We start from the raw sequence: 12,205 nt of genomic DNA, 5'->3' as shown, positions 1-12,205 counted from the left end.
AGACTGCCACTATCCGACGCGGTAAGGCGGTACTCCTGTCCCCGCTCGACGACAGTTGTCCGGAACGGTGCTTGCAGTAGTCCGCTCGGTACTGTCAATGTCTATCTGCGAGGGCTTGGAGGTCGCGTTGCCGGTCCGAGGGACTGTTCGCGTTTGGCACGGCCAATGGGGAGTTCTCGACGCTACCGAAACACCGGGCGGTTGCTGGGTTGAGGCTGGCGAGATCTTGGATGTGGAAGGCACGCCCGAGCTGCTACCTGGCGAGTACGTCGACTTCGAGCGCGAGGACCTATCTGCCTCACCGCAACACGGCCTCATGTATCGAGCCCGCAATGTTCGCCCAGTGGTCGTCGAGACGGAGCTCGATGACGAGGACCGCGACCTGTTAGACCGTGAGGAACCCGTCATCGACGGAGATCCCCCGCACACGATCGAAGACATGGTCCGCGACTCACTGGAAGGCCAGGATCCTGCGGCCACGCTTCAGCCAGTAGGCGGCCACGCAGTCAAGTTCAAAGATGACCGCGCTGGCGACGACAACAACCTGGACGCGCAGATACGAACATCTGCTCAGGCCGAAGAGCTTGCCGAGGCTGAATGGGTCACCCAGGGGTTTACCCCGGTCACACATATCCCAGGGGCCGACCAGCTCCTCGCCTACGACGCCGATTTGTTGCGAAGAATCATCGGGATGGATGAGCCCACGCAACGGAAGGCCGCTCGCTGGTGTGCAATTCGTGCGTACGACTACGCAGGCCTCGCTCACCGCGAATGGGTCGCTCCGGACTAACCGCACTCAGTAGCGATCAGCCACCACCTGCTCCATTCGACAACATCCAGCACGTCTTCAGCAGGTGGCAGATCGACCATGCGAACGACAAGGACGAACCGGTCCGACCGCTTCATGAGCTGCACGGACCGTTCGACCACGGCGGAGCAAACCTCCCCTATCACGCCATACTTCAGCGCACTTAACCCAAACCCGCTCGCTGCCGTGTTACGCACACTCTCACACGCATCGCACACTTACGGTGCTGACGTCGATCGACTGCACGCCGCATTCAAGGACGAGTACTAACGCAGCCGAACGTCCGCGGTCGCCCCGCTGGTCGATCGGCTACCGGCTACCTCATGCGGCGAGATGAGATGTCCAATCTCCCAGTCCGATGCGAGAGTGCGAGGCCAGCGGATGAGACCATCCAGGGATGGAATCGCGCCGAACGATCGATCTGAGAGTTCCTGTGCTCTTTCTGCAGACCATGGCAGGTGAGGCCGGCCTTCAGAACGGGGATTTCAGTTCCGATTCGTGTGGCCGACTCATCTTCTTGGGCAACGATTTCCTTGTGATCTACACGGGTGCAACCTACGGTCCAGTAGAGGTCACGATCGGTGTGCTGACCGCACCCCCGGCGGACACGGCTGCCGGGTGGGAGACGATCGAGGAAGGCACGGTCGTCGTCACCGACCAGCTCTCTCTGATCCCGCATCCGTCGGGGACCGAGACCTCGATCGAGGACATCGCCGGGTTGACCGCGGTCGATGCCGTCGATCCCGGGTTGTGGCAGGTGCGGGTCCATGCGCGAGGTCGCGACGCCGATCGCGGTGATGTGGCCGTTCTGTTGCAGCTCTGGCCGGCCGAGCGTCCGCTGCCGTTGACGACGGTGAAGATCGGGGACAGCTACGTGCCTCGGATGCTCACCACGGACCCGACTCAGCCCGCACCGCTCCCGGCCGAGGACACTACTGAGGACGCAGCGCATGGTTCATCGACCCAGTCCCCGACCTCGGCCGGGTCGGTGACCGAGCAGTGGACGCGGATCGCACAATGGTTGCGCACCAACCTCACCTCCGCCCCGATCATCGGCGCCGGCCGCGCAGAAGTCGCCCAGGCCGTCGATGCCACCGGCATCGCGTGGCCCGCCGAGCTGGTCGTGTTCTTCGAGCAGATCAATGGATTCCCCCACGAGGACTGGGTCTCCCTGCTGCCGGCCCACGAGCTGTTCGATCTCGAGCGCCTCGTGCAGGAGCGGCAGATGGAACTCGATATCTGGGGTGAACTCGACGAGGAGATGGGCCGTGCATCCGCGAACGGAGGAGGCGACAGTGTCGCTGGCGAGATCGCGTGGACCTATCTACCGGAGTTCATTCCTTTCGCCGGGCTCGACGGCAACCTCCTGTTCGTCGATGCCCGCCCCGGTGACCTGCACGGGTGCATAACCGAGTTCGACAAAGTCGACACCGATGTGGCCGGACCCCGATGGGTGTCACTGGGTGCAATGCTCACCGATCTCGCCAACAGCCTCGAGGTCGGCGTGGCCTTCGACGGCAGATGGAAAGCCACAGTGACCGAAGGAAAACTGAGCTGGCAGTACGTGCCCTGACCGCCGGGCCCCACCGTTCAGGGATGGGCTTACGTCACTGGTCATAGTCCCGATGGGCTCGCGGGTAGAGGGTTGATGGTGTCGCTATCCCAGGTGACCCTTTGATCAGGTGTCGCGGAAAGCGCTTCGAGTGCGGCGTCGGCGAGAACGGTGTCGACGCATTCCGCTGACGCTCCCAGGTATGTCGTCATCAGATCGATGTCCGTCGCTACACACCAGGCGTGGTCGTCGGGCCACCACAGGTGCGCGCTCATCCCTCCCGGAAACTGCTTGTCGGCCCCAAACTGGATATCTGCCAGGTCGATACTTCCCGAGAAGAGGATCATGTCTCGACTAGGCATGGGCAGCCGAGGGTAGTTCGACGACGGCGTGATGTAGCCGGATCCTTCCCAGTGGGCGAACCAGCACAGCTCCGGTGTGGACGTGAACCGTCGAAGGATGTCGGCCAGCGCGCGTGTTGTTCGCGCGGGTAACGAGCCGGTGACCGGGGCGTCGTGCCACAGACCCTCCTGTTCGCTGGTGTGCCAGCTACCCACGATGGATCCCCATTCCATGACGGGGTGCGCGATGGTGCCGTTGGCCGCGGCGACAGCTGCCCAACGCACGGGCTCGTCGTCAAGGGTGGTCGCGGGGTGGAAGATCCGGGCGTACGCGGGAAACACTGGTGGCACTAGGGCGGCGACAGTGTGGTCGAAGTTGTGCACGTGTTCGACGATCCAGGTGCCGGCGGTGGTATCGGCTGCCAATCGGAGGCCGCGCTCGGCCCAGTCCTGGCTATCAGTCGTTTCGGGATCCCAGGCCATGGTCCTACTGCACCACATCGCGAAGATCCGGGTACTGACAGCCACGTACGAGACTGAGCGATAACCGATCGCTCTCAGGTCATGGGGTGGCGGTGACACTCGAGATCGCATAGGTGGTGTCACCCGCTGGGGATCCGACGATCGATTCCAGCCACGGCAACTCGATGGGGTCCCGGAGAGCGTTTCCGGTGAGCAGGTCGTACTGGGAGAACACAGGGCGGCCCTTGTAGTTGACGGCGGTGACAACGGAGCCGCTCACCGAGCTTACGGTGGCGTCGGCACCCTCGGGAATTGTCCATTCATGGGTTACCGTCGGCGATCCCGCAACGGGAACCGACAGCACGTCTGCGTCCTCGTTGAGCCAGAACAACCGGTCGCCCATCACCGCCATGGTTCCGCGAATGACACCACCGCGAGCCTCGGGCATCACCAGTGGCGTTTCGATTCGCGATCCATCCACGACATCGATCGTCACCAGGGTCATAGCAGGACCGACGGTCTCATCCATTCCGTAACGGTAGGTGCCGTAGAGGGCGAGGATCGATTGTCCGTCTGGCGAGCAGACCGATGTGCGTGAGGCGGGGCCGTAATCGCTCGGGCTGTCCCATTCGCCTCGCACCACCAGCTCTCCTCCGGGCGGCAGTTCGTACAGCCGATTCGGGATGGGAGCATCAACAGCCTGCCAGTTGTCGACGACCGCGAAGTGACGGTCACCACAGTAGGCCGTCGTGCGGACCATGCCGGGAACGGAACCCTGCAGAATCCAGTGTTCGGCACTGACGGACACGTAGTTGTTCGAGCGGCCGCTGTTGAACCAGATCGTGGTGGCGCCGCTGTCCGGGTTATTCGAGATCGACGCAACGGTGTGCTCGGTGATCGGGGTATCGATGCGGGCGGTGTCGGTCAATGTGGTCACTGCCCGGGAGGAGGCGGTGACCACGTTGTGGTGTGAGGCCACGACCTGGTTGCCGTCGACGCGTCCGTTTTCCATACGGCCGACGACGTTTCCACTTTCGTCGAAGACGAACACCAGGGTCCGACCACCTGATGATTCGACGGTGAGGCCGCCGAGGGACACGGCTCCTACGGCATTCGCGGGCAGCGTTTCGATGTTCGCACCCGGATACTGCGGTGCTGTGCTGCAAGAGGCAGCAGCCATAATTACCGCGGCCAACGCCATAATGCGGGCCACACCACCACCTCTCGACGATGCCTGCAACCCGTACGGATCACTCCTGCAATCGGCCTCAACCATCCGCTCACAGTGCCATATGCACTCGGGGAACCAGGAGAACCGATCAACGATCCGCTTACGGGATCAAGCTGAGCGGCACGGGTTCGACGTACATGCCCCAACCAACGTTCGTCCTGCGGTGCGTCGCCGCACCGGCCGGTACTGAATGCCTGGCGGCTGCCAACTGCAGAAGAACGCGGTATTCGGGGTCGGCGCAGAGCTAATATCTATTTCACTAATGTTGTAGTGGAAGTGGGTTTGATGGTCTCCTTCCGCATCGATCGCAGATCGGGCATCCCCACGTACGTGCAGTTGGTGCTGCAGACGAAACAGGCACTGCGGCTGGGGGAATTGCGCCAAGGGGATCGGCTCCCCACAGCGAAGGACGTCGTCTCGGCGCTGGCCATCAACCCGAACACCGTGCTCAAGGCGTACCGGGAACTCGAACGGGACGGGTTGGTCGAGGCCCGGCCGGGTGCGGGGACTTTCGTGATCGGCACGTTGGCGAAGCCTGGCATGGCCGAGCAGTCGGCTTTGCGGGCGGAGCTCGCGCGATGGGTTCGGCACGGCCGGGATGCCGGGTTGGACCGGGCCGACCTCGAAGCCCTCGTCGCGGCGGAGCTGAACGTGCAGTACGACACCGACACGAAAGGATCCACATGAGGGACACACCCGACGCGTCCCGCAGTGCCCTGTCGATGCGAGAGGTGTGCATGCGTTTCGGTAAGACGTACGCCTTGGACGGCTGCTCGTTCGATGTGGTGCCCGGCAGCGTCACCGCGTTAGTCGGTCGAAACGGGGCAGGAAAATCGACGTTGATGTCGGTCGCGGTGGGCTTGCTGACACCGCAGAGCGGGTCCGTGTCGGTACTCGGCCGCTCGCCCAGTCAATCGGGGATCAGCCCGGGATTGTCGTACCTCGCTCAGCACAAGCCGCTCTACGGCAAGTTCACCGTCGCCGAGATGCTGCGCTTCGGGCAGCGGACGAATACGCAGTGGGACAACGCCTACGCGAACCGTCTGGTCACGGAAGCGGACGTGCCCCTGGCGGTGAAGATCCGATCGCTCTCACCGGGGCAGCGAGCGCGGATAGCAGTGGCACTGGCCCTCGGCCGCCGACCCGACGTCGTTCTGCTGGACGAGCCGTTGGCGGATCTCGATCCGGTGGCACGGCGATCGGTGGCACAGACCCTGATGCGGGACGCCGCCGAGTACGGCACCACCGTCGTGTTGTCCTCGCACATCCTCGTCGAGTTGACCGATGTCGCCGATCAACTCCTCCTCCTCGATCGCGGGCGTATCCGCCTGACCGGCGGCCTCGACGAACTCCTCGAGGAGCACTACCTGCTCACCGGCCCCGGTGACCCGCAGCAGGTTATCGGGCAGGGAGCGATCATCGAATCCCGTGACGGCACCCGAACGACCATCTATCTGGTCCACGGGCCGCGCCCACCGCACCTCGGCGAGTGGCTGCTCGAGCAACCCGCCATCGACGAGATCGTGCTCGCGCACCTGGCCGAACAGAAAGAGGAACGCGCATGATCTGGGTGACGTGGCGACACCACCGAAGCAGCATCGTAGCCGCGCTCGGCACGATCGTGGTGCTGGCGCTGGCCGCCGTGGTCGCCGGCCGGATCGTCACGGCCGATCCCAGTGCCCGAGGGTTCGGCACCTTCTTCTACTGCTTCGGCTCCACCCCCGGCGTCTGTAGGGCCGAATCGGTCCTCACCGCCACCACGGTGATCGCGGCGGCATTGCCGGTCCTGTTCGGCCTGCTGGTCGGAGTGACCGTGTTCTCCCGTGATATCGAGCAGGGCACTCACGTGCTGGGCCTGTCCCAGTCCGTCAGCCGCGCCCGGTGGTTCTGGATGCGGATCCTGGTGGTGTTCCTACCGATCAGTGCCCTGATGACGGTGCTCGGGTTCATCCTCGAATGGACCCGCTCCTACGGGGGCGCGAAGAGCGGCGCCTTCATCTCCGGATCCGGAATCGGCCTCTCCCGGCTGACCTTCCCGCTGTTTCAATCCTCCGGATTGGTCCTCGGCACGAACACGCTCCTTGCCCCGATCATCGGCAGCGCTGCGGCGCTCATCGTGCGAAACACCCTTGGCGCGATGGTGATCACCCTCATCGCGACGGTGGCGATCATGGTCGGACTGCAACTCGGGGCCCGTCCGCACTACGCGCCGCCAAGTATCGATGCCCGGCCGCTCAGCGGCGCTGCGGCATACGCCTCCTCCGGAAACACCGGCTTCTGGTTCGATTCCTGGACGATCGGATCGGACTACGTCGACGCCGGCGGGAACGCCGTCGACATCGACCAGCAGCACTGTGCTCGGGCGATCTACAGTGACGACGACTTCGGTCAACGCCCGGACGAGACGTACGCCGACTACAACGCCCGCACCGAAATCCTCTACCAAGAGCAGCAGCGGGACTACGAGACCTGCCTGCGAACGCAGGGCGCCGACCACTTCGAGGTGCGCTATCACGCCGACAACAGGTTCCGGCAGTTCCAACTCACCGAAACCGCGCTCGTCCTCCTGATCGCGGCGGCGTTCCTCGTGCCCGCGCGGTGGGGGTTGCGTCGCCTCCGCCCGTGATCTGGAACAACCGTCGATCGCCACGCCGGTTGATTGCGTGGATCAGACTCGGAACTTCGTGGATCAGACTCGGAACGGTTGCCGAGGGACTGCCCGTCATGTCCTGAGCGCCGCCGCTCCGGTAACAGCGGCACGCGGTGTGGCCTTCCTGCCTGGCCCGTCCATAGAGTCCGGGTATGAGATGTGCGTTCGAAGGAGGAAACCTCGATGGGCAGTATCTCGACGTCGACGAACGAGAGATAGGTCCGTACAGAGGCCGTCAGATGTGCTCCCCTGACCAGCCCGTCGCCCAGATCCGTAGCCATGGGCGCTGCGTGTACATGCGGACTGAACGAGCCGTCGAATGGCATGGGGAGTCCTGGATTGTCTTCACACACTACGGCGACTGGGCGAACTACGAGCCCAGTAGTGACCGCCGCTAGGAGTGGACATTCGGGCAGCGGGTGCCGTACTTGTCGCAGTTTCGTTCAGGTGGCGAACCGCGCCGAGTGCATCTGATCCAACGACATCTGGCCCGCCGCCCTGCTCTGTGTCGCGCACGTGCCCTCAGGGGGTTTGTAGCGTGCAATGATCATCTGATGCGGTCCTCGCGGTTGTTGCCCGTTCTCGTCGCCGCATCCGTCGTCGTCACGGCATGCGCGGATGACTCGCCACCCGCGACGACCCCGGTGATCGTGTCCTTCGACGACGGGTGGGGTCAGGTCTTCGTGGCGAACGTCGATGGCAGCGGCCTACGGCAGGTCACCCCGACCGTGGCTGACGACATGTCCGACGGCCGGTGGGGAAATTACGCCGCGCTGTCACCAGACGGTGCGCAGTTGGCCTACACCCACGGAGGCAGATTCATCGACGTCGTGGAGCTCGAATCGGATGAAGTGAGGACTGTTCAAGAAGACGGCTATCAGCCTGTCTTCTCGCCGGACGGGTCCTCGATCGCATTCTCCAAGAGCGACGGCAGTATCAGCATCATGAGTACTGACGGTTCCGACTTGCGCGTCATCGCTCCGGCTGAGTCCGGATCCGTGGCGACGTTCTCCCCGGACGGTTCGCGGGTGGTCTTCACCGCCGACGGATACATTGTCGAGGTGCCAACGACGGGTGGGGAATCGAAGGTGCTTTTGCGGGACCAGTTCTGGAACGCGGACCCCGCGTACTCACCCGACGGTTCCACGCTGGTCTTCTCGAGTAACCGCGGCGGCAACAACGGCTCCGAGATCTACTCGATGCCGGCCGGTGGTGGAGAGATCATGCCACTGACCGACACGTACGCGGTGCATCCGCAGTTCACCCCCGACGGCTCGCGCATCCTCTACACCAGAGCAACCACGCAATCAGGGGAGCTGGTCGTCGATATATCCACCTCAAACCGTGCAGAGCTCGCCTCGATGAATCCCGACGGCTCCGACCAGAAACGGTTGACGCCTCGGTCGATCACTGCCCAGTATCCGAGTATCGGCGGGGGACAGTGATATCGCTGATCAGGCCGCACCGCCCCGGGGCGAGGAAGTGCGGACCGCCGACCACGAGCGGCTGCCGGTAGCCCGCCCGCGCCCTAGCTACTCCGAAGGTGATGACGCGGTCAACCGATGACCGCGAAACCGGCCCAGCGGACCACATCGAGGGCCGGTCAGCGATACGGTTGCGGTGACTCAGTAAATTCTCAACCCACGGACCGACAACTGGTGACGTAATGGAACTGTCACAGCAAGATGGAGTCTCCCTAGTCGCGCAGGTCTTTCAGCACTACTTCGCGCTCCGCCGCGATCTTGTTCCGATACTGCTGAGTCAGAACTCTGGCAGAGGAGGTAAGACGAAGCCACACTGTTCGTCAGTGAAACCATGGAGGCGCTGTAGTTCAGCGACTAGCTCCGCCTCGTTCGCTGATGCAAGAGCAAGGTCATCAAGCTCGTGACGGTTGTCTATCGCCCACAGAACTGCGTCCAATGCGGCGAGCCGGCTCGTGACCTCTGGGTTTTGCCCGTTAACTCCTTCGTGTCACCAAGTCCTCAGGCGGTTTCGATCGAGCACTGCGATCGTCGCACGCCTCGGGACTTCCGGTTGGGGAACCTGCACCGGGACGAGATCGGCGCGCCAGCGCGCACCCTCGAGATCTCTGCGCTCGTCCCGAAAGCGGATCCATGACCGGACACCGCTGGAGCGGGTCACGGCAGAGGGCGCTGGCCGCTCTCAATTCGTTGCTTCCGCACCCTGAACTCGTCCTCCGAAATCTCTGCCAACCCCGGCACCGTAGGGCCGGCCCATCCACCGTCGACGGTGGTCGGGCAGAATCCGACGGCGAAGCTCGCTGGCTCATCCTCAAGACCCACCCAATCCACCTGGACGTGTTGCAGCGTCGGGTCGGTGATTCGTCCTGGATGTCCATGAAATAGCAGGGCAGGTTGCGACGCCGGATTGAGAATGTCGCGGTCGGTGTCCTGCCACCTATAGGCCACCGGAGTACCGCGCTGTATCCGATTCGTCGCGATCGCCTCGTCCCGCTCCACTCAGTCAGTATCCGTGCCACTCGAGGGACCGGGCGAAGGAATCGCCCACGGAATGGACGGGGGTGGCCGACCGCCCGGTCTGGAGCGATAGACGGTCACCGATCGTGGATGGTTATCCGGATTCCGACATACCATCGGTAGATGGGCCGCCGCTCGGTGTTCGACAAACCCGCGCTCACGCTCGCGAACGACCTTCAGAGCGTCGGGCGTCCAGACCTGCATCACCGCATCGTCGAGGCCCTTCGGGATGATCCACTTACCGATGATCAAGTCGGCGAGGTCCAGGAGCGACTGGTCGAGGTTCTGAATGATCCACGAGTCGCCGAACGTGACAAGAACGAGGCGAGCCGACTCATCGCCGTGGGTGACGATCTACTCGGTGCGATCGGGCGGTGTGGAGTGGTGCACATGACCTGGCGGCGGATTCCGGCCGGTGAGCCCGGGCCGGTGCAGTGGGCTCGACCTGTTCTGGCCGAGGACGAGGGCATCTACCAAGGCTCCTGGGGCGGCGAGGAATCGTACGAGATGTCTCCGGAGTTCACCTCGGTCGACGAAGCGCTCATGTGGGCACGCGTTCGAGCGCCCTCGGTGATTGTGCGCCCGTGGTGGGACAACGGGACCGAGTACTGGGCCGGTGACGGCCCACCACCTGAGCGCTATCGCGAGCTCGAGCCTCCGCACTGACTCGGTGTTCCTCGATGTCGTCCCGAAGCCCTATCCGTTACCGGTTGCCGATCGGTGACCGGGCATCCGCTCCTTGGCGGTCATCGATCGCCGACAACCGAGGAATTGGGCACTCCCAGTGAGAGAATCCAGGCATGCGCCGAATAATCACGGTCAGTGCGGGTATCGGCCTTCTTTGCGGGCTCCTGGCCGCTGGATTGTTTCTGTGGTGGCTGTCGCTTCCCGTGACGTTGTACACCGCTGGCTATACCCCTCTAGGCGAGGGAACCGTCGGAACCATGGAGACCTCTGGAACAACCCCGTTCCTCATCGGCATGGTGGTCGGTGGCGCCGTGCTCGGCGGACTCGTGGGCGCCGCCGGTGCCGCGTTCGGATCGGATGGCGACTCGGACGTCACCGGTGACTCCGCCTTCTTGGTCAGATAGAACCGAAAACTCCATGCCGACGTCGGGTCCGGTCGCTCGTCACCTGGTCAGCGATCGCCTTTTCGACGCCCAGCTGTGCAACGAGGAGGAGTTCCTATGACCGAATGGGTCGAAATGCTGGTGACCATGGCCGACGGGCCGAAGCAGCCGGTGCAGGGCGTGGTCGTCCCGTACCGCCGCTCCGACGAACCGTGGCGCTTCTCTAGCGGCTCCTATGGTGAAACACCCGTCCTTCCGCGTCTTCGACCAGGCGGCGTCCGCCTGTATCGCTGGGGACGCCGGTCCCGGATCGAGTCGATGGAGGGGGAGCTGCTCTTTATGACCGACGGCGACGCCGCTTGGTACTTCACCTCCGATCCGCAACGGCCGCGCTGCACCGCACTCCGCAACGTGCAGTTCTATGGCCCCGGCCGCGAACTGGTCATCACCCGGCCCGTCAGTCACTGGGTCGGGGACCACCACGCCCGCCCGACCGGTCCGGTGACTGATCTGGACTGCCTCGGCCGCCGCAGCTGGTCGGTGGATCTGGCGCCGCGCGAAAGCAGGGCGATGCCCCGTCCGTCGCTGCGTCTGGTCGTCGACGCCGAAAGCGGTGCCGTCCTGGAACAGCATTCCGGTGACGGGGTCACCGGCGCTACGTACACGGACGTCACCGTCGGCTCACCGATCGATCCGGCACTGTTCACCTGGAACGGCCCGGTGGTCACCGACCTCGAATCACGCGCCCTCGCCGGCCGGGGTGACCCTCAGTGGGACGAGTCGATGCAGTGGTTCCACGAGAACGTCACCGCCGAACCGATATACGTGCCGGTACTGATGGACTTCACCCCGCCCCTGGTCGACCTGACAGATCGAGAATCCGGAGCCTTCTCTGCTTCGCTTGGACCGAACAACGGGTTCGGCCAACATGCGGGCTGGCTTATCAGGCGACCCCGTTCAAAGGAACCGTGGAAGGTGAAAGTGAAGGCGAATGGACACCAGGTCGCCTGGTCTACCGAGGACTTCGACTGGGCATGCCACATCTCCGCGGGCACCCTCGACGCGACCGCATTCGCGATTCTGCAACAGCAACTACACCCAGGCGATCCTGTCGTCGGCACACCGGAACTCGTCTTCGGCGGCTCGGACGGCCCCTGAGGCGAGACCGCAAGCGGAACCCTCACCGGCTCGTCCCGAAAGCGGAACCCTGATCGAAACTCGCTGACCAGCACGAACCCGATAGCCCCGTCCGGTGATATTCCCATTGCCGGGGCGCCAAACGGATCGGGTGCGACGCGGTCCCACTCCGATCCACCCACAACTTTGTCGAGAATCGAAGGTTATGTGACAACTGCTACGAACTGCGGAAGGTCGCCGAAAAAGCGTCGGTAACCTGCGTCGAAAACCGTTGAATTTTTCAACACATGCTGATCGGCTCGCGCGTCCCCAGCGCAGACAAGGACACAGACCACCAGGTCGACGCCCTGCGCAGGGCGAGGTCGACGCCAAGAACTTTCACATCGCACACGCCGGCGGTGCGGAAGCATTGCGACCCCACCTGGATCGGATTATTCAGCGGCTGCTTGAGGGCGA

12 protein-coding genes are annotated in these 12,205 nt (G+C 63.7%); 9 read left to right on the top strand and 3 right to left on the bottom strand.

The features are described from left to right. Positions 1 to 343 precede the first annotated feature (343 nt). A complete protein-coding gene (locus L1080_RS33390) occupies positions 344 to 790 on the top strand; it encodes a hypothetical protein (RefSeq protein WP_250775505.1) in 447 nt (148 codons plus the stop codon). 415 nt (positions 791 to 1,205) lie between these two features. Then, positions 1,206 to 2,381, top strand: a complete 1,176-nt coding sequence (locus tag L1080_RS33385; protein WP_250775514.1) for an SMI1/KNR4 family protein — start codon at positions 1,206 to 1,208, stop codon at positions 2,379 to 2,381. 41 nt (positions 2,382 to 2,422) lie between these two features. Here L1080_RS33385 and L1080_RS33380 read toward each other — a convergent pair whose 3' ends face one another. After that, positions 2,423 to 3,184, bottom strand: a complete 762-nt coding sequence (locus tag L1080_RS33380) for a hypothetical protein (RefSeq protein WP_250775516.1) — start codon at positions 3,182 to 3,184, stop codon at positions 2,423 to 2,425. 79 nt (positions 3,185 to 3,263) lie between these two features. Beyond that, the gene (locus tag L1080_RS33375; protein ID WP_250775518.1) at positions 3,264 to 4,376 is read right to left on the bottom strand and encodes a hypothetical protein; all 1,113 of its coding nucleotides are present in this window, start codon (positions 4,374 to 4,376) and stop codon (positions 3,264 to 3,266) included. Positions 4,377 to 4,664: 288 nt separating this feature from the next. Between L1080_RS33375 and L1080_RS33370 the strand changes: the two genes are divergently transcribed. The 4 genes from L1080_RS33370 (at position 4,665) to L1080_RS33355 (ending at position 8,489) form a co-directional block, all read left to right on the top strand. Beyond that, on the top strand, positions 4,665 to 5,081 hold the full coding sequence (locus L1080_RS33370) for a GntR family transcriptional regulator (RefSeq protein WP_250775527.1): 417 nt from the start codon (positions 4,665 to 4,667) through the stop codon (positions 5,079 to 5,081). Continuing rightward, positions 5,078 to 5,959 carry an ABC transporter ATP-binding protein gene (locus L1080_RS33365; RefSeq protein ID WP_250775529.1) on the top strand — a complete coding sequence of 294 codons (882 nt, stop codon included), beginning with the start codon at positions 5,078 to 5,080 and terminating at the stop codon, positions 5,957 to 5,959. Before L1080_RS33370 ends, L1080_RS33365 begins: the two co-directional genes overlap by 4 nt. Next, positions 5,956 to 7,020: an ABC transporter permease gene (locus tag L1080_RS33360; protein WP_250775531.1), complete on the top strand. Its 1,065-nt coding sequence runs from the start codon at positions 5,956 to 5,958 to the stop codon at positions 7,018 to 7,020. Before L1080_RS33365 ends, L1080_RS33360 begins: the two co-directional genes overlap by 4 nt. A 578-nt stretch (positions 7,021 to 7,598) precedes the next feature. Next, positions 7,599 to 8,489: a TolB family protein gene (locus L1080_RS33355; RefSeq protein ID WP_250775533.1), complete on the top strand. Its 891-nt coding sequence runs from the start codon at positions 7,599 to 7,601 to the stop codon at positions 8,487 to 8,489. Positions 8,490 to 9,182: 693 nt separating this feature from the next. Here the strand turns inward: L1080_RS33355 and L1080_RS33350 are convergent. After that, the gene (locus tag L1080_RS33350; RefSeq protein WP_250775543.1) at positions 9,183 to 9,524 is read right to left on the bottom strand and encodes a hypothetical protein; all 342 of its coding nucleotides are present in this window, start codon (positions 9,522 to 9,524) and stop codon (positions 9,183 to 9,185) included. 141 nt (positions 9,525 to 9,665) lie between these two features. On the opposite strand from L1080_RS33350, the gene L1080_RS33345 reads away from it, so the two are divergent. The 3 genes from L1080_RS33345 to L1080_RS33335 all read left to right on the top strand — a co-directional run bounded on the left by L1080_RS33345 (position 9,666) and on the right by L1080_RS33335 (position 11,770). Then, positions 9,666 to 10,208, top strand: a complete 543-nt coding sequence (locus L1080_RS33345) for a hypothetical protein (protein ID WP_250775545.1) — start codon at positions 9,666 to 9,668, stop codon at positions 10,206 to 10,208. A gap of 134 nt (positions 10,209 to 10,342) precedes the next feature. Beyond that, the gene (locus L1080_RS33340) at positions 10,343 to 10,633 is read left to right on the top strand and encodes a hypothetical protein (protein WP_250775547.1); all 291 of its coding nucleotides are present in this window, start codon (positions 10,343 to 10,345) and stop codon (positions 10,631 to 10,633) included. 96 nt (positions 10,634 to 10,729) lie between these two features. Then, positions 10,730 to 11,770: a hypothetical protein gene (locus L1080_RS33335; RefSeq protein ID WP_250775549.1), complete on the top strand. Its 1,041-nt coding sequence runs from the start codon at positions 10,730 to 10,732 to the stop codon at positions 11,768 to 11,770. Positions 11,771 to 12,205: the final 435 nt, after the last annotated feature.

It is taken from the genome of Rhodococcus sp. MSC1_016 (assembly GCF_023667485.2).
Classification (GTDB): domain Bacteria; phylum Actinomycetota; class Actinomycetes; order Mycobacteriales; family Mycobacteriaceae; genus Rhodococcus_F; species Rhodococcus_F oxybenzonivorans.
Note: the sequence above shows the minus strand (reverse complement) of the source record. Positions and strands in the feature narration are given on the sequence as shown.

Coding starts and splice junctions, on each gene's coding strand:
- L1080_RS33385 (WP_250775514.1), top strand. CDS start 1,206: ATGGAATCGCGCCGAACGATCGATCTGAGAGTTCCTGTGCTCTTTCTG.
- L1080_RS33380 (WP_250775516.1), bottom strand. CDS start 3,184: ATGGCCTGGGATCCCGAAACGACTGATAGCCAGGACTGGGCCGAGCGC.
- L1080_RS33365 (WP_250775529.1), top strand. CDS start 5,078: ATGAGGGACACACCCGACGCGTCCCGCAGTGCCCTGTCGATGCGAGAG.
- L1080_RS33360 (WP_250775531.1), top strand. CDS start 5,956: ATGATCTGGGTGACGTGGCGACACCACCGAAGCAGCATCGTAGCCGCG.
- L1080_RS33355 (WP_250775533.1), top strand. CDS start 7,599: ATGCGGTCCTCGCGGTTGTTGCCCGTTCTCGTCGCCGCATCCGTCGTC.
- L1080_RS33345 (WP_250775545.1), top strand. CDS start 9,666: ATGGGCCGCCGCTCGGTGTTCGACAAACCCGCGCTCACGCTCGCGAAC.
- L1080_RS33340 (WP_250775547.1), top strand. CDS start 10,343: ATGCGCCGAATAATCACGGTCAGTGCGGGTATCGGCCTTCTTTGCGGG.
- L1080_RS33335 (WP_250775549.1), top strand. CDS start 10,730: ATGACCGAATGGGTCGAAATGCTGGTGACCATGGCCGACGGGCCGAAG.